Origin of the sequence: Enterovibrio sp. FF113, from assembly GCF_041439165.1 — a bacterium.
Classification (GTDB): domain Bacteria; phylum Pseudomonadota; class Gammaproteobacteria; order Enterobacterales; family Vibrionaceae; genus Enterovibrio; species Enterovibrio norvegicus_A.
Window position 1 is genome coordinate 133788 of sequence record NZ_JBGONO010000010.1, and the last position, 16080, is coordinate 149867.

Sequence of the window (16080 nt, forward strand, 5' to 3'; positions counted from 1 at the left end):
ACTTACTCAGATTTGCTTGCAATTAGGACATTATACCCAGCTTAACGCCGAGTTTTCACGCTTTATGACGCCAATATTGAACGTGCCATAGGCTATTTATACAAAAAAGCCGACTTAATAAGTCGGCTCTTCAAATACATAAACAAAGACGATTTAGTTCAACTGCTTCTGGGCTTGCTTTGCCGTTGTGGTGCCAGGATATTCACTGACAACAGCGTTGAACAAACTTTTCGCTGTCGCTGTATCGCCTGCTTTTTCAGCAATCATGCCAAGCTTTAACATGGCGTCTGCACGCTTACTCGACTTTTTAGCCTGACTGACAGCAGTGAAATGTTGTTTTGCTGCCGCAAGATCATTCTTAGAAAAATAGAGTTGCCCTAACCAGTAATGTGCATTGGGCTTATAAATCGATTCTGGGTACTTAGTCAAAAACGCATTAAACGCTTCGGTGGCGCCTGCGTAGTTTTTCTCTTTCAGAATGAGATTAACCGCAGCATCGTATTGTGCATTCTCAGACTGATTAGAAGAGTAAGATTCTTTTGACCCAGACTCTTCAGGTTTGGTTGACACCACAGCGGCTGGTTTCGCACTTCTCAGCGTATCAATCTCTCGGTAGAGATCGCGCTGGCGCTCCAACATCTGATTTAATTCGTAACTGTTTCTTTCTACTGTGCCACGCAACTGATCGAGTTCGCCGGCCATTTGGTCTAACTGACGCTGCATATCTAATTGCATCTGATTGCGAGCAGCCAGCATTCGCTCCAAGCGCTCTACAGAGCTACCACTTCCTAACTCGGTCACCGGAGCAGGTGCAGCGGCCACAGGGGCTGCTGCACTCACCAGTAACGCCAGCGAAAGAGCACGCAAAGTGTTACTGTTCATAAGATTTACCTTTAATTAGTAAACCAGAACCGCACGACGGTTCTTCGCGTAAGCTTCTTCACCTTGGCCAAGAACCAAAGGTTTTTCTTCACCGTAGCTTACGAGTGAAATTTGTGATGCTGGAACACCTAGTGCTTGCAGGTACTTAGCCACTGCATTTGCACGACGCTCGCCCAGTGCGATGTTGTACTCAGGTGTACCGCGCTCATCTGCGTGACCTTCAACAACCACTTTGATTTCTGCGTTTGCGCGCAGGAATTCTGCGTGTGCATCAAGCATGTCTTCAAACTGTGGAAGTACTGAATAGTCATCAAAACCGAAGTAAACAGTTTGCGACTGACGCAGTTCGTTGTTACGGATCTCTTGTTCAGTCAGGCTACCTTGACCGCCATCTACTGGTGTTACGATAGTCGTTTCTGAGCCCTTGTTGGTTTCAGAACCAGTGCTATCAGTAGAGCTATCGCTAGAACTACATGCTGCCAGTGTGAACATAGGCAGCGCAACAGCCAAACCCTTAAGTACTTTGTTAAGTTGCATCTTGTTATCCTTTATATCAAATAAGCGCAAATATTATTGGTACGGGGACCATGCTGGGGCTCTCACCCTACCGTTAGTAGCAGGTAAACGTGCTTTAAATCGTCCATCAATGGAAACCAGTGAAAGTACGTTATTACGCCCATAAACTGAGCTGTAAATTACCATGCTGCCGTTTGGTGCAAGGCTCGGTGATTCATCCAACATTGTTTTCGTCAGAATCTCTACCGCTCCCGTTTGCAAATCTTGTTTTGCAATGTTGTAGCCAGAGTCCGATCGGTGAACCATGACGAGGTATCTACCATCCGGAGTAAGTTGACCACCGAGATTTTGGCTGCCTTGCCAAGTCACTCGATTAGTAGAACCATCGGCTAAATTTACTCGATAAATCTGTGGTTTACCACCCCGGTCTGACGTAAAGATCAAAGACTTCCCATCTGGATCCCAGAATGGTTCGGTGTTGTTCGCTCGCCCTTTGGTAATTTGTTCCAATTTACGGGTTTTCAGGTCCATCACATAAAGTTGCAGGCTTCCGGTTTTCGACAAGACTAACGCAAGCTTACTGCCATCCGGAGAGAAGCGCGGCGAGCCATTGTGACGTGGGAATGACGAAATCATCTCACGCTCACCGGTGTAAATATTCATCAAGAAAATCTGCGCTTGACCGTTTTCAAAACTCACATACGCCAGCTGCTTACCATCAGGAGACCATGTAGGAGACATTAATGGTTGCTTCGACCGCAACACCAACAATTCGTTATAGCCGTCGTAGTCGGCAATACGAAGTTGGAACGGGTGCTCTGCTTTGTCATCGATAACAACGTAAGCGATGCGAGTCAGAAACGCGCCTTTTTCACCCGTCAGCTTTTCGTATACTAAATCCGAAATACGGTGTGCATATTGGCGAAGCTGACTGCCTGCAACGGTCTTGCGATTATTGAGAAGAAGGTGATCTTTGGTGAGAACCAATTCGCCACTGGTCGAAAGCCCTTTGCTCTGACCGCCAGTCAATTGACCACGAACCACATCAATAAGCTGATATTCGATCAGATACTTACCATCTGGTGTTGGGCTAATTTTACCCGTCACAAGCGCATCCACACCCATTGCAGTCCAATCGTTAAAATCCACGCTTGCTTCACTGTAAGGTGTTTGAGGCATCTTATCGATCGGAACGGGGCTGAATTTTCCGCTGCGCTGCAAATCCGATGCAATAACAGACGACACGTTAGTTGGCAGCTTTCCTTCGCCTTCCCATTTGAATGGGACAATGGCGATAGGACGTGCTGAATTTACCCCTTCCGTGATAACAAGTTTAAGCTCGGCTTGCGCGGGTTGAATGACCGCAAGCAGTAGCGTAATCGCACCAAAGAATACGCGTTTCAACATGAAGAATCCCTCTTACTCTGGTTTCACGGTCAGCTCAATACTCTGAAGCTGAGCCGCGACATCTTTATCTTCCGGCATTGGGAAGGATGATACTTTCAACACTGCGGTTTTAGTTGCGCGACAAAGAGAGCGATTTCCACCCGCTTCGGTCACATCTAGCAACAAGCCTGTACCAGAAATACGCATTTTCACCACGCATTCCTGCCCTAGCAAACTGTCATCGACCAACAGGTTCTGTTTAATCATTTGGGTATAGATTGCACCATACCTAGCGACTTCATCGCTGAGAAACTGCCCTCGAGCCGAACCACGACTTTCTGATTCAGACTCGAGACCGCTAAAAAGCTCGTTAAGCGCAGCCTCCTGCTCTGCTTGTTTGCGCTTAGCTTCGGCGGCTTTTCGTTCGGCTTCGACACGCGCAGCTTCTGCTTTACGCGCGGCTTCTTCGGCTTTTTTCTGTTCCGCTAGTTTCTGTTTTCGGGCTTCTTCGGCCTTACGAGCCTCTACTTCCGCCTGTTTTTTCTCTGCGAGCTTGCGTTCACGTTCCGCTTCAGCTTGCTGACGCTCTTGCACTGCGCGCTGACGATCAGCTTCTGCTTTTTTGGCTGCTTCTTCCGCTTTACGTTGCTCAGTAACCTGACGCTTACGCTCTGCTTCAGCTGCCGCGGATTTTTCTTTCGCTATACGTGTCGCTTCTGCCGCCTGACGCTGCTCTTCCGCTTCTTTTTTGCGCGCCTCGGCAATGCGTTTACGCTCAGTTTCTGCTTCACGCGTTGCTTTCTCAGCGATCAGTTTTTCAGCTCTGAGTTCGCGAAGGCTTTTCTCTTCCTGCTCGCGTTGTTTTTCAAGCAAGTCCGTTTGCTGCTCAAGGCGGCGTAAACGGTCATCTTCCTGACGTTTTGCTTCATCTCGTTGTTGGCGGATCTTACGGGCTTGTTCACTCACAACACTCGGGTCGATCACCACAGCTTCAATGTTTTGTCCTGGCGATTGGTGAGACACCGTAGTCAGATCAGCGCCCCATAACAAACCACCTAAAAGCGCTGCGTGTAGCAGCACGGATATGACCGTCGAGCCCGCATATCCTTTATTTTCGTTATTCTTCATTCAGTTTCTCATTTTACGAATCAAGCGGTTCGGTCATAAGCCCCACAGATGAGACTCCCGCCTGATTCAACGCATCCAGTGTTAGAATGATTTCTGAATAAGGTACGCGTCCGTCCCCTCCTACAAGCACAGGAGATTTAGGATTGATTTCCAGTTCAGCTTTTACGCGCACCAACAAATCTTGTAGTGAAAGGCCGTGTTCCATATCGCCATTGTTCACACTCAAGCCAAGACCACCGTTCTGATCGACTTCTACAATAATGAAAGCACCGCTGTCAGCATCTTCTGCAAGATCAGCGGCGGTTTTAGCCGTTGAAGTCTGCGGCAATTCAACGTCCACGCCCTGTGTCACGAATGGCGCTGTCACCATAAAGATAATGAGCAACACCAACATAACATCGATGTAAGGCACCACGTTGATTTCAGCGGTCAGCTTCCTACGCTTAGGTTGATAAGCCATGGCTTACTCCTTGGGTGCCGCGAACGCTTGGCGGTGCAAAATGCTAGAAAACTCTTCCATGAAATTCACGTAGTTGTTCTCAAGCTTGCCGACTTTCGTTGTCAATCGGTTATATGCCATGACCGCAGGAATGGCCGCAAACAAGCCCATCGCTGTTGCTACCAATGCTTCTGCAATGCCAGGGGCAACCATCGCTAAGGTCGCTTGTTTCACCGCACCCAGCGCGATAAATGCATGCATGATGCCCCAAACCGTGCCAAACAAACCGATGTAAGGGCTTATTGAGCCCACTGTGGCCAAAAAGGGTAGATTGGTTTCTAGCGATTCCACTTCTTTTGACAAAGAAACACGCATCGCACGAGACGTCCCTTCCATGACCGCATCAGGCACTTTGCCATTACTGCGGTGCAAACGCGCAAACTCTTTAAAACCGGAGTAGAAAACTTGCTCACTACCGGTCAACGAATCCTTACGTGCTTGAACCTCTTGAAAGAGTTGTGATAAATCCATGCCCGACCAAAAGCGGTCTTCAAAGCGCTCGGCTTTGGTTTCGGCTTGGGAAAGCACTTGAGAACGTTTGATGATCATTGCCCATGACATAATAGACATGCCTAGCAGAACCAACATCACTGCTTTTACCAGCAGGCTGGCCTGTAAGAACAGATCAAGAATTGACAGTTCAGCGCTCACTTAAAATCTCCGATTGAATCGATATAGGGATGGATTTTGGTTTCATTTTCTCAGGGTCGATACAGGCTACCTTAACGGTGGCCCGACACAACACGTCGCCATTTGAATTTACTAAATCCTGACAGAATGTCATGCTGACTCGACGTAGCTCTGACACCGTTGTTTGAACGGTAAGCGCTTCATCCAGTGTTGCGCCTTTGAAAAAGTCCATATCTAGGTGGCGAACAACAAATGCAGTGCGTTCTTCAAACAGCGTCAGTTGGTTGACACCAATACTGCGCAATAGTTCGGTTCTGGCACGCTCGAAGTATTTGATATAATTCGCATGATAAACCAGTCCACCCGTATCAGTGTCCTCGTAATACACCCGAATTGGCCAGCAGAATGGAGTGTGATTGCTCATCCTGATAATTACCTGAAATCCATCATTAGGTTTAGCGAAATACTATAACTGACTTGCTCAAGGTATTGAAAGCACGATGCAACGAAGCAGGTCACGAATGGCGTAAATATACCCAAGCAACCACAATATGTCGCTTTCACCGCGGCTCATCACGGTATTTTAGATTGATTGGATACAAAACAGCCCGGCGCTTTTGCAACCGGGCTGTTTGGGGATTGAGTTGTTTTCAATTAGAAAAAGGCACTTGTCAGCATCACGACCATCACTAACCACGCCAAAGCTGGGAAGAAAAAGATCTGCCATAGCCAAAAACGTGGTTTGAACCCCATACCATGAATAAATCCAGTACACGTTGCCCAAATCAGAGCCGGTGCGTTGGCAGCGTGAAAACCACCAATTTTGTCAGCAAAGGATTGCGGGTCCCAGATCACCAGTCCCGCACACGTTAGCGCAAGCACCAACGAAAACAACATCAAGACACGCTTATGAAGACGGTCATAAATACCGTCTAACATAGTCGTGAATTTAGTCTTCACTGTCGTGGTCCATGGCTTCAGTTTGTTCTAACCAAAGCGCATTGATAATACCGAACGAGCACGCCAGCAATACACCTAGAATCCAAGCGAAATACCACATGGTTGACTCCTTCTCTTAATACAGTGAGGTTTTGTTGTCTTCGATGAACTTTTCATCCAGACGACCAAACATTTTGTAATAACACCAAATGGTGTAAGCAAGAATGATTGGCACCATCACAAAGGCAACGCCTGTCATGATATTCAGCGTCAGCTCACTCGAGGTTGCATCCCACATGGTCAAGCTGTGCGAAGGCACGAGGCTTGATGGCATCACGAATGGGAACATCGCAAAGCCAGCCGTCAGGATCACGCCTGCAATCGCCAGACTTGAGAACAAGAAGGCAAAACCACCGCGCTCAAGACGAGAGCACAATGCAACCAACAACGGCATGAACACACCCAGCGCAGGCGCAGCCCAAAGTGCGGGGTAAGCATCAAAGTTATTGAACAACGCACCGGCCATTGTCACCACCTCTTTGTTAAGAGGATTAGACGTCGCATTCGTGACGATTTCACTGGTGATAACGAAGCCATCAATGCTTTGCGCCCACACGCCTGCCAGAGCAAAACACGCTGCGGTAAGCACCGCTGAGATTTGCGCCACGTTACGTGAACGAGTGTGCAACACATCGGTGGTTTTCATCTGCAAGTAAGTCGCACCTTGGGTGACGATCATAAACAAGCTAACTAGGCCACACAGAATGGCGAACGGGTTCAACAAACCGAAGAAACCGCCTCTGTAGGTTGGGATCAAGAACTCGCTCAGTTCAAACGGCACACCTTGAAGCAGGTTACCGAATGCAACACCGAAGATAATCGGCGGAACGAAGCTACCAATGAAAATGCCCCAGTCCCACGTATTACGCCAGCGTGGGTCTTCGATTTTAGAGCGGTAATCGAAACCAATAGGACGGAACCACAGTGCCGCCAATGTCAGCATCATGGCAAGATAAAAGCCAGAGAACGACACGGCATAAACCAGAGGCCATGCTGCAAACAACGCACCACCCGCGGTAACCAACCAAACTTGGTTGCCATCCCAGTGTGGCGCAATCGAGTTAATCATCACTCGACGTTGAGTATCCGTTTTACCAATAACAGGCAACAAGGCACCCACACCCATGTCGAAGCCATCAGTCACCGCGAAGCCGATCAGAAGAACACCGATCAACAACCACCAGATTAAACGTAAAATTTCGTATTCAAACATCGCTCAATCTCTCCTTATGCTTCAAGTTGACGCGCAAGATCCGTTTCCGGCGACTTTTGCTGTTCAAAGTGATATCGACCCGTTTTCAGGCTACTTGGTCCCAGTCGAGCAAACTTAACCATCAAGTAAACTTCAGCGATCAGGAATGCCGTGTAAAGCAGCACAATCGCAACCAACGAGGTAATGATTTCTGACGCTGGCAGATTTGATGCCGCCATATGAACAGGAAGGATTTCACCCACTGCCCATGGCTGACGGCCATATTCAGCAACGAACCAACCGGCTTCTGACGCAATCCACGGCAAAGGAATAGAGAAGAGTGCCGCTTTCAATACCCAAGGTTTCTGGTCAATCTTCTGACGACAGGTTTGAATGAATGCCATACCGAACACGAACAACATGATAAAGCCACATGCCACCATGATACGGAAACTCCAGAACAAAGGAGCAACCTGAGGAATCGACTCTTTCGCTGCCAGTTTGATTTGCGCTTCAGTCGCATCCACAACGTTGTCAGTGTGTTCTTTCAACAGAAGGCCAAAACCTAGGTCTTTCTTCACGTCGTCGAACGCTGCAATGTTCTCAGGTGTTTTTTCACCCGCACGCAATTTTTCCAACAAGCCGTATGCAATCATACCGTTACGAATACGTGCTTCATGCTCATCAACGATGTCATGAAGACCTGTCACTTGCTTGTCTAAAGATCGCGTCGCAATGATACCCATGACGTATGGGATCTTGATGGCGTAATCCGTTTCCATCGTCTCTTGGTTCGGGAAACCAAACACGGTGAACGCAGCAGGTGCCGGCTCTGTGTGCCATTCGGCTTCAATCGCCGCAAGTTTCACTTTCTGAACATCACCTAGCTCATAGCCAGATTCATCGCCCAGAACGATAGTAGACAGAATACCTGCGATACCAAACGACGCTGCGATAGCAAACGAACGACGTGCAAACGCAATGTCACGGCCTTTAAGCAGATAGTACGCACTGATACCAAGAACAAACATTGCACCCGTGGTGTAGCCAGCCGCGACGGTGTGAACGAACTTAACCTGAGCAACAGGGTTAAGTACGACTTCCGCAAAGCTGACCATTTCCATACGCATGCTTTCAAAATTGAATTCAGCACCCACTGGGTTTTGCATCCAGCCATTTGCAACCAGAATCCAAAGCGCAGAGAAGTTAGAACCAATAGCCATTAACCAAGTAACTGCAAGGTGTTGGCGCTTTGTGAGGCGATCCCAGCCGAAGAAGAACATGCCGACAAGAGTGGATTCTAGGAAGAACGCCATCAGTGCTTCGATCGCTAACGGAGCCCCGAAGATATCCCCAACATAATGAGAGTAGTACGCCCAGTTGGTACCGAATTGGAACTCCATGGTCAGGCCAGTGGCGACACCCAACGCGAAGTTAATACCAAAAAGCTTACCCCAGAACTTGGTCATGTCCTTGTAGATTTGCTTGTTAGTCATGACATACAACGACTCCATGATGGCAAGCAAAAACGCCATACCCAAAGTCAGTGGTACGAATAAAAAGTGATACATCGCGGTAAGGGCAAACTGGAACCGCGACAGATCCACAATATCAGTTAACATGGTAACTCCTTCCTCGTCAGGCTGACTGACGCGCGATACTTTCGTATCGATAAGTAAATGCTAAAACACATGCACGCCTTGCTGGGCGTACTTAACCGAGCTTACTTACGGGAGCCGCGTGAACGACTCGCCTATTTTTTGTTGCATATATGTTCCACACTGGTTAGGATATTGTTAAGCAACTCCTAATATAGTGATGGCTAATACTAAACATTATGGGAGGCAGCTTCAAAGTATTTGGGCCTCTAACACTTTGACTGCTGTCAAAGTAATCAATTATTGACCTCAAAATTTGCCAATAGTTAGATCTTGATCATTTTCGGTCTTCATTTCGCGCTATTACCAATCACTTCTAGCACGATATTTACGCGCCAGTATGAGTATGCATCAGTTATTCAGAAATGGAAAAGGCCAGCATCAATGCTGGCCTCAGAGTAATATTTCACTGTTTTTTAGCTTATTCAGGCATATCAAAACCAAAGTGCAGGTAGGCACGTTGGCTAGCAATCCGTCCACGCGGTGTGCGTTGAAGATACCCCTGCTGAATCAAATAAGGTTCAAGCACGTCTTCAATGGTGTCTTTCACTTCACCAATCGCAGCGGCAAGGTTATCAAGACCAACTGGGCCACCATCAAACTTCTCAATAATGGCTTTGAGTAACTTGCGGTCCATGTAATCAAAGCCTTGGTTATCGACATCCAACATATCGAGCGCCTTCGACGCCACATCAGCATTGATTTCCCCGTCAGCTTTTACTTCCGCATAATCACGAACACGCCTTAGCAAGCGGTTAGCAATACGCGGTGTTCCTCGTGCACGTTTAGCAATTTCTAACGCGCCCTCTTCATCAATCACAAGATTCAGACAATTTGCACTGCGCAGCACAATACCTTTGAGATCGGCAACATTGTAATACTCAAGACGTTGGGTAATACCAAATCGATCACGTAAAGGCGACGTGAGCGAGCCTGCTCGTGTCGTCGCACCTACCAAGGTGAAAGGCGGTAAATCAATTTTGATGGAGCGAGCAGCGGGGCCCTCACCAATCATGATATCCAATTGGTAGTCTTCCATCGCGGGGTACAGTATTTCTTCCACCACGGGGCTTAGACGGTGAATTTCATCAATAAACAACACGTCATGAGGCTCAAGATTGGTCAGCAGTGCTGCCAAATCCCCGGCTTTTTCTAACACAGGGCCTGATGTGGTGCGAATACTCACATCCATTTCATTCGCCACGATGTTGGCTAATGTGGTTTTTCCGAGTCCCGGTGGACCAAAAATCAACAGATGATCGAGGGCTTCTTCACGCTTTCTTGCTGCATGAATAAAGATCTCCATTTGGCTACGAACATGATCCTGACCTTTGTAGTCCGCCAGCATTTTTGGGCGAATAGCTCGGTCAATAACGTCGTCTTCTCGCATCGGAGGGACAACGCCAGTTAAGCGGTCTGCTTCAATCATTCAACAAAGCTCCATTAGACCATTGAGCGCAGCGCATCACGAATAATCGCCTCGCTTTTCATGCCATCTTGCGCAACCTGTTTAACCACTTTCTCTGCTTGAGCTGCTTTATAACCCAAGGCAATCAGCGCGCTCATGGCTTCCTCTTTAGGGTTGTTCGAACCAGCCATGCCAGAATCTGTGCTATTTGTACGACGCGAAGCAGCATCAGCATGCGGCGTTAATAAGTCGAACGCATGCCAGTTCTTGAGGCGATCACGCATCTCAATAACCAAACGTTCTGCGGTTTTCTTGCCCACACCCGGAATTTTCACCAAGGTCGACACATCTTCGCGCTCCACACTATCCACAAATTGCGTCGCCGTCATGCCGGACAAAATGGCTAAGCCAAGTTTAGGACCAACGCCGTTAGCTTTGATCACTTCACGGAACAAGGCACGCTCAACCGTAGTATTAAAGCCGTAAAGCAATTGCGCATCTTCACGCACAACAAAATGGGTATAAACAATGGCTTCTTCACCTGCATCAGGAAGTTCATAGAAGCAACTCATCGGCATACTGACTTCATAGCCAATGCCGTTTACTTCTAAAAGGATTTCAGGGGGTTGTTTTTCAAGCAGGATTCCGCGTAATCGACCAATCACAGTGTGGACTCGTATTTTTGGTGTTAATTGCCGTTAGGATAATAAACAACTGGATAGATATCCAGTTTTAATCCTTGAGCGCCAACAGAATTGCCAGCGCGATCAAGCCAAATTCACCAGCCGCATTGTCCACTTAATGAAGTAAGCCAGCAGAGAAACACTGGCGACACCCATCAGCCATAAGCCGATAAACCAAAGCAATGAGGTGGTTTGTTTACTCATGGTATCCCTCGTCTGCTTTCACTTTCCCACGGAACACCCAGTACGAGTACGCGGTATAAATCATGATGATAGGCAGCAAAAATGCCGCGCCAGCAAACAAGAACTTGAGGCTATTTTCAGGCGCTGCCGCCTCCCATAGCGTAAAGGCCCTTGGCACCATATAGGGGAAAATACTGATGGCAAAACCTGCGAATGCCATGAGGTAAATGATCAAAGTCCAACAGTAGGCGCTGAGCGGTTTTTCGCTGTGCAGCGAGCGCCACAGCTTAAACGCCGCAAACGCTGAGATGATGGGGATCAGGAAAAATGCAGCCGCATTGGGGAAGGTAAACCATCGTGCAGCAATCTCTTGAGAGATAAACGGGAGCCAAATGCTGACGACCCCAACCGAGCCAAGAAATGCCAAGGTCAGTTGTTTGCATCGCGCATACAGTTTCTGTTCAATGGAGCCTGACGTTTTAATCAAAAGCCAACATCCGCCCAGTAAGGTATAACCAAAGGTCACGGCGACACCGCAAAATACGGTGAAGGGGGTTAGCCAATCAAACCAACCGCCCGCATATTGCCGCCCCTCTACGCTGATGCCCTGCAATAACGCACCGAGAATCATGCCTTGAGAGAAGGTCGCCACGAACGAGCCGCCAAAGAACGACCAATCCCACAAATACCTTCCTGCTTTTGTTCGGTAGCGATATTCAAAGGCGACCCCACGAAAGATCAGCCCTATCAACATGGCTATGATGGGGGCGTACACCGCGGGCATAATGACAGAGTAAGCAAGGGGGAACACGGCAAACAGGCCGCCTCCCCCCAGCACTAACCATGTTTCATTGCCATCCCAGATGGGTGCAATGGAATTCATAGCGGCATCTTTTTCTGAATCGTTCAGTGTGGGAAATAATATGCCCACACCCAAATCGAATCCATCCAAGATGACGTAGAGAAGAACAGCGATGGCGATAATGCCAGCCCAAAGTAATGCATAATCCATTATCTCTCCCCTCCTGATTGTGGATCCTCAGGCCCCAGCGAAGCAGCGATAGGATTCCCGTCTTTGTCCTTTCCTAGTTGCCCGTGTGACAACCTCGTCACCACACGTACATCCATGTCTTGCTCATATTTGCTTGGAGATTTGCGCATGAGTTTGAGTAAGTAGTAGATACCCGCACCAAATATCGCGAAATACACCACCACAAACACCGCCAACGACGCACCGACGGCACTGGCATCAATCGGAGACACAGATTCTGCCGTGGTGAGCAGTCCATAAACGGTGTAAGGCTGACGCCCGACTTCGGTGGTGATCCACCCTGACAGGATCGCTACAAACCCGCACGGCGCACTCCATATACAGAGTTTCAAAAACCAAGGCGTTTCATACAAGGTTTTCTTGCGTCTCAACCACACCGAAATCACGCCAATAGTCAGCATCAAAAAGCCAATTGCCACCATGATGCGAAAGCTCCAAAAGACGATAGCCACAGGCGGTCTCTCCTCTTTGGGTACTGACTTCAGCCCTTTGATTTCACCGTCGACTTTGTGTGTAAGAATAAGGCTGCCGAGGTAAGGAATCGCGACTTTGTAATCGATGGTTTCTGTTTCTTCATTAGGAAGACCAAATAGAATCAGCGGCGCACCTTTTTGTGTCTCGAAATGGCCTTCCATCGCTGCCACTTTCATTGGCTGATGCTCAAGCGTATTTAGACCGTGCAAATCACCAGCAACGATTTGGATCGGTGTCACCAAAACCGCCATCCACATACCCATGGAAAAACTGATACGCGCCAATTCATTGTGCGGCGCTTTCAATAAATGCCACGCACCCACACCCGCGACAACAAAGGCTGTCGTTAAATACGCGGCGATAACCATGTGAACTAAACGATACGGAAAGGAAGGGTTGAAAATCACCTCATACCAAGAGGTCACAACGAATTGGCCCAGCTCGTTATAGGCAAATCCAGCTGGCGTTTGCATCCAGCTGTTCACTGCCAGAATCCATGTCGCTGACAGTAATGTGCCGAAAGCGACAGTGGCGGTCGCCAGAAAGTGCAGCTTTTCCCCCACCCGATTTCGACCAAATAACATGATGCCGAGAAATCCCGCTTCCAAGAAGAATGCCGTTAGCACTTCATACCCCATTAAGGGGCCGAGCACTGGGCCAGTTTTGTCAGAGAATACGCCCCAGTTGGTGCCGAATTGATAGCTCATGACAATGCCGCTGACGACCCCCATGCCGAAGGTCACCGCGAAAATCTTTGTCCAATATTTTGATAGTTCGAGATATTGGTGGTCGCGTGTTTTTAGGTGCAGCGCTTCAAGCACAGTGATGTAACTGGCAAGCCCAATGGAAAAGGCGGGGAAGATGATGTGAAAGGACACAGTAAATGCGAATTGTATCCGAGCAAGGTCTATCGCGAGTTCTGACATTCTCGCCTCCTAAATCTGTGTCATAGGGGGACACGGTTCTAGGTTTTAACGGGGTTAACCGCGTTCACGATCACTAAACATCAAATTTAATGACGTCGTTATCAGTAGAGTCTCAATCAGTATTCGTGGTAATAACAGGCCTGTATCGTGCTCTAATCTAGAAAGGGGGGCGGGAAAATAAAAAAAGGCAGGGTACAAACCCTACCTTTTGCATTACCGAAAACGTCACGCTTAGAACACACAGTGCTTTGCGAAATCTGTTGCTTCATTGGCGGACCAATCGCCTTTTGGTTTTTCTTTTAGCTCTTTGCACCAATCATCACTGCCAACTTCCGGCGAACAACCCGCTACAAAAAATACGACCGCTAACATAGCGAACATTTTCTTCATGTTACTTTCCTTGTATTTCATCTTAACGTTTCGTGAACAGTGATGACGAGTCACCACTAATTTATCGTGTGCCAATGCGGGAATAAACCAACGCTGCACGCCCTTCGCTACTGCAAGACTCAATAAGATACAACAAAGTCACGGCAATGCATTCTGGCGCATATCTCATTGCGAAAAAGTCACCATTACTGTCCATCACAATACTGAGTTCAGCTAGCTCGCAGACTGCGATATCACATTCGCTTCTGAGGCAAAAAGTTGCAGCGACGCAAACTCGCGGTACAAGGCGTTAGTTTCCATTAACTCTTGATGAGAACCACTTGCTACCAACTGCCCATCATCGAGTACCAAAATACGGTCAGCATTCACCACGGTAGCGAGGCGGTGAGCAATCACTAACGAAGTCTTCCCATCCATCAATGTATCCAACGCTTGTTTGACCTGATGTTCACTGACGGCATCCAGTGCGCTGGTTGCTTCATCCAACAGCAAAATAGGACGGTCTGCCAAGATAGCGCGAGCAATCGAAATGCGCTGTTTCTGTCCACCAGACAAACGCATACCCCGTTCACCCAATTCCGTTTGGTAACCGTGAGGTAAGGCTTCAATGAATTCATGAGCACGTGCCGCTTTGCACGCTTCAATCACTTTGTCTTCACTCGCCTCTGGCGCGCCATAGCGCACGTTTTCTAATACGTTAGTTGCGAAGATCACTGACTCTTGTGGCACCAATGCAAACTGATCACGAAGCGTTTTTAACGACATATCTTTGATGGGAACGCCATCTAACAAGGTTTGACCTTGTTGAATGTCGAAAAAGCGCTGAAGCAAAGTAAACACTGAGCTTTTCCCTGCCCCACTCGCCCCAACTAAGGCGACTCGCTCACCGGCTTTTACATCGAACGATAGCGACGAAAAGACAGGGAGATTGTCATCACCCGGGTAAGTAAATGAAACATCAGAGAAGCTCACGTTGCCTTTCGAATGAGCGGGGAAATCGACGGGTGATTCTGGGTCTTGAATATCCGATTGCATGCGCGACAGCTCTATCAAGCGCTCCGTTGCGCCCGCTGCACGTTGAATATCGCCAATGACTTCACTGATGGTGGCCACGCCCCCTGCGACCAGCAAGGCATAAAACATGAAGGCGGATAGCTGGCCCGCCGTCAGCGAACCATCCAGTACGTTTAATGCCCCAACCCAAGTCACAAGAATGATCGCGACAATACTGAGCAGTACCACAGAAGCCATTAACGAGGCGCGGTAGCGGATACGCAACTTCGCTGCGCCCATGACAGCTTCAACGCGAGAGCTAAAGTGCATAGAGTCGGCCTCTTCATGGCCGTAAGATTGAACCGTACGTATTTCGTGAAGGGTCTCATCAACGTGCGAGCCGAGATCAGCCACTTTGTCTTGGCTGACTCTGGCTAACTGGCGCACTTTACGCCCCAACACCCCAATAGGAACCAGCACGACAGGCACAGCAAGCAGCACTAATCCTGTTAGCGTCAAGCTAGTGACCGCCATCATGATCAAGCCACCTGTGACTGATACGGCCGAGCGCAATGCCATCGACAAACTCGACCCAACAACGGTTTGCAGCAAAGTGGTATCCGCTGTAAAACGGCTAATAACCTCTCCGGTTCGCTCTTTGGCGTAAAACGTCGGAGATAAATGCAGAAGTTGTTGATAGACCTTAATGCGAATATCCGCACTGACTCGCTCACCCAACCAACTCATAAGATAAAAACGAAAGAAAGTGGCAATGCCGCTCACAAAGGTGATAGCAAGGATCACCAACATCATCTGATCAAGGCGAGATGCATTGCCCGTCAGGAACCCATCATCAACAATGAGCTTGACGCCTTGACCTAGCGCAAGCCAGCTGAGGGATCCGAGCATGAGGAAGATGATCGCGCCAATGACACGCGAACGATACGGCGCAAGAAAGCTCGCAATCCATGTCAAAACAGAACGCGTACTTTGAGGGGATGATAAATTGGACGTTGGCACGGCGAGTCCTTTCTACGAATGATTGGCTTACTATACCCAAACTCCCTGAATATACCCAAGAA

Annotated in this window: 18 protein-coding genes; all 18 read right to left on the minus strand. The window is 48.3% G+C overall.

Features of this window, described 5'->3' with window-relative positions; genetic code table 11:
* Window positions 1-153 precede the first annotated feature (153 nt).
* The 18 genes from ybgF to ACED36_RS10170 all read right to left on the minus strand — a co-directional run bounded on the left by ybgF (window position 154) and on the right by ACED36_RS10170 (window position 16018).
* Window positions 154-882, minus strand: coding sequence for a tol-pal system protein YbgF (gene ybgF, locus ACED36_RS10085; RefSeq protein WP_371733191.1), 729 nt, complete (start codon window positions 880-882; stop codon window positions 154-156).
* 15 nt (window positions 883-897) lie between these two features.
* Window positions 898-1419, minus strand: coding sequence for a peptidoglycan-associated lipoprotein Pal (gene pal, locus ACED36_RS10090; RefSeq protein WP_016961292.1), 522 nt, complete (start codon window positions 1417-1419; stop codon window positions 898-900).
* Between the two features lie 33 nt (window positions 1420-1452).
* Window positions 1453-2805: a Tol-Pal system beta propeller repeat protein TolB gene (gene tolB / locus ACED36_RS10095; RefSeq protein ID WP_371733192.1), complete on the minus strand. Its 1353-nt coding sequence runs from the start codon at window positions 2803-2805 to the stop codon at window positions 1453-1455.
* Between the two features lie 12 nt (window positions 2806-2817).
* Window positions 2818-3912, minus strand: coding sequence for a cell envelope integrity protein TolA (gene tolA, locus ACED36_RS10100; protein WP_371733193.1), 1095 nt, complete (start codon window positions 3910-3912; stop codon window positions 2818-2820).
* 13 nt (window positions 3913-3925) lie between these two features.
* On the minus strand, window positions 3926-4372 hold the full coding sequence (gene tolR, locus ACED36_RS10105) for a protein TolR (protein ID WP_016961289.1): 447 nt from the start codon (window positions 4370-4372) through the stop codon (window positions 3926-3928).
* A gap of 3 nt (window positions 4373-4375) precedes the next feature.
* Window positions 4376-5062 carry a protein TolQ gene (gene tolQ / locus ACED36_RS10110; protein WP_016961288.1) on the minus strand — a complete coding sequence of 229 codons (687 nt, stop codon included), beginning with the start codon at window positions 5060-5062 and terminating at the stop codon, window positions 4376-4378.
* On the minus strand, window positions 5052-5465 hold the full coding sequence (ybgC, locus tag ACED36_RS10115; protein WP_016961287.1) for a tol-pal system-associated acyl-CoA thioesterase: 414 nt from the start codon (window positions 5463-5465) through the stop codon (window positions 5052-5054). Before ybgC ends, tolQ begins: the two co-directional genes overlap by 11 nt.
* Window positions 5466-5695: 230 nt before the next feature.
* Window positions 5696-5980, minus strand: coding sequence for a cyd operon protein YbgE (gene ybgE, locus ACED36_RS10120; protein ID WP_016961286.1), 285 nt, complete (start codon window positions 5978-5980; stop codon window positions 5696-5698).
* A 10-nt stretch (window positions 5981-5990) separates the two neighbouring features.
* Entirely contained in the window at window positions 5991-6101 is a 111-nt protein-coding gene (gene cydX, locus ACED36_RS10125; RefSeq protein ID WP_016961285.1) for a cytochrome bd-I oxidase subunit CydX, read from the minus strand.
* A gap of 15 nt (window positions 6102-6116) precedes the next feature.
* On the minus strand, window positions 6117-7253 hold the full coding sequence (gene cydB / locus ACED36_RS10130) for a cytochrome d ubiquinol oxidase subunit II (RefSeq protein WP_016961284.1): 1137 nt from the start codon (window positions 7251-7253) through the stop codon (window positions 6117-6119).
* Between the two features lie 14 nt (window positions 7254-7267).
* Window positions 7268-8854, minus strand: a complete 1587-nt coding sequence (locus ACED36_RS10135; protein ID WP_016961283.1) for a cytochrome ubiquinol oxidase subunit I — start codon at window positions 8852-8854, stop codon at window positions 7268-7270.
* Between the two features lie 457 nt (window positions 8855-9311).
* Window positions 9312-10319 (minus strand): Holliday junction branch migration DNA helicase RuvB, encoded by a 1008-nt coding sequence (gene ruvB, locus ACED36_RS10140; protein WP_016961282.1) that lies wholly within the window; start codon window positions 10317-10319, stop codon window positions 9312-9314.
* 14 nt (window positions 10320-10333) lie between these two features.
* Window positions 10334-10963, minus strand: a complete 630-nt coding sequence (gene ruvA, locus ACED36_RS10145) for a Holliday junction branch migration protein RuvA (RefSeq protein ID WP_016961281.1) — start codon at window positions 10961-10963, stop codon at window positions 10334-10336.
* Window positions 10964-11065: 102 nt separating this feature from the next.
* The gene (locus ACED36_RS10150; protein WP_016961280.1) at window positions 11066-11185 is read right to left on the minus strand and encodes a hypothetical protein; all 120 of its coding nucleotides are present in this window, start codon (window positions 11183-11185) and stop codon (window positions 11066-11068) included.
* The gene (cydB, locus tag ACED36_RS10155; protein WP_016961279.1) at window positions 11178-12176 is read right to left on the minus strand and encodes a cytochrome d ubiquinol oxidase subunit II; all 999 of its coding nucleotides are present in this window, start codon (window positions 12174-12176) and stop codon (window positions 11178-11180) included. The genes ACED36_RS10150 and cydB (ACED36_RS10155) overlap by 8 nt, the downstream gene beginning before the upstream one ends.
* Window positions 12176-13615, minus strand: coding sequence for a cytochrome ubiquinol oxidase subunit I (locus ACED36_RS10160; RefSeq protein WP_016961278.1), 1440 nt, complete (start codon window positions 13613-13615; stop codon window positions 12176-12178). The genes cydB (ACED36_RS10155) and ACED36_RS10160 overlap by 1 nt, the downstream gene beginning before the upstream one ends.
* Before the next feature lie 231 nt (window positions 13616-13846).
* Entirely contained in the window at window positions 13847-14005 is a 159-nt protein-coding gene (locus ACED36_RS10165) for a DUF3012 domain-containing protein (RefSeq protein ID WP_016961277.1), read from the minus strand.
* 213 nt (window positions 14006-14218) lie between these two features.
* Window positions 14219-16018 carry an ABC transporter transmembrane domain-containing protein gene (locus ACED36_RS10170; RefSeq protein ID WP_371733194.1) on the minus strand — a complete coding sequence of 600 codons (1800 nt, stop codon included), beginning with the start codon at window positions 16016-16018 and terminating at the stop codon, window positions 14219-14221.
* Between the last annotated feature and the right edge of the window lie 62 nt (window positions 16019-16080).

Coding starts and splice junctions, on each gene's coding strand:
- tolA (WP_371733193.1), bottom strand. CDS start 3,912: ATGAAGAATAACGAAAATAAAGGATATGCGGGCTCGACGGTCATATCC.
- tolB (WP_371733192.1), bottom strand. CDS start 2,805: ATGTTGAAACGCGTATTCTTTGGTGCGATTACGCTACTGCTTGCGGTC.
- cydX (WP_016961285.1), bottom strand. CDS start 6,101: ATGTGGTATTTCGCTTGGATTCTAGGTGTATTGCTGGCGTGCTCGTTC.
- ACED36_RS10150 (WP_016961280.1), bottom strand. CDS start 11,185: ATGAGTAAACAAACCACCTCATTGCTTTGGTTTATCGGCTTATGGCTG.
- ACED36_RS10165 (WP_016961277.1), bottom strand. CDS start 14,005: ATGAAGAAAATGTTCGCTATGTTAGCGGTCGTATTTTTTGTAGCGGGT.
- ybgF (WP_371733191.1), bottom strand. CDS start 882: ATGAACAGTAACACTTTGCGTGCTCTTTCGCTGGCGTTACTGGTGAGT.
- ruvB (WP_016961282.1), bottom strand. CDS start 10,319: ATGATTGAAGCAGACCGCTTAACTGGCGTTGTCCCTCCGATGCGAGAA.
- cydB (WP_016961279.1), bottom strand. CDS start 12,176: ATGGATTATGCATTACTTTGGGCTGGCATTATCGCCATCGCTGTTCTT.
- pal (WP_016961292.1), bottom strand. CDS start 1,419: ATGCAACTTAACAAAGTACTTAAGGGTTTGGCTGTTGCGCTGCCTATG.
- ACED36_RS10160 (WP_016961278.1), bottom strand. CDS start 13,615: ATGTCAGAACTCGCGATAGACCTTGCTCGGATACAATTCGCATTTACT.
- ybgC (WP_016961287.1), bottom strand. CDS start 5,465: ATGAGCAATCACACTCCATTCTGCTGGCCAATTCGGGTGTATTACGAG.
- cydB (WP_016961284.1), bottom strand. CDS start 7,253: ATGTTTGAATACGAAATTTTACGTTTAATCTGGTGGTTGTTGATCGGT.
- tolR (WP_016961289.1), bottom strand. CDS start 4,372: ATGGCTTATCAACCTAAGCGTAGGAAGCTGACCGCTGAAATCAACGTG.
- ybgE (WP_016961286.1), bottom strand. CDS start 5,980: ATGTTAGACGGTATTTATGACCGTCTTCATAAGCGTGTCTTGATGTTG.
- ACED36_RS10135 (WP_016961283.1), bottom strand. CDS start 8,854: ATGTTAACTGATATTGTGGATCTGTCGCGGTTCCAGTTTGCCCTTACC.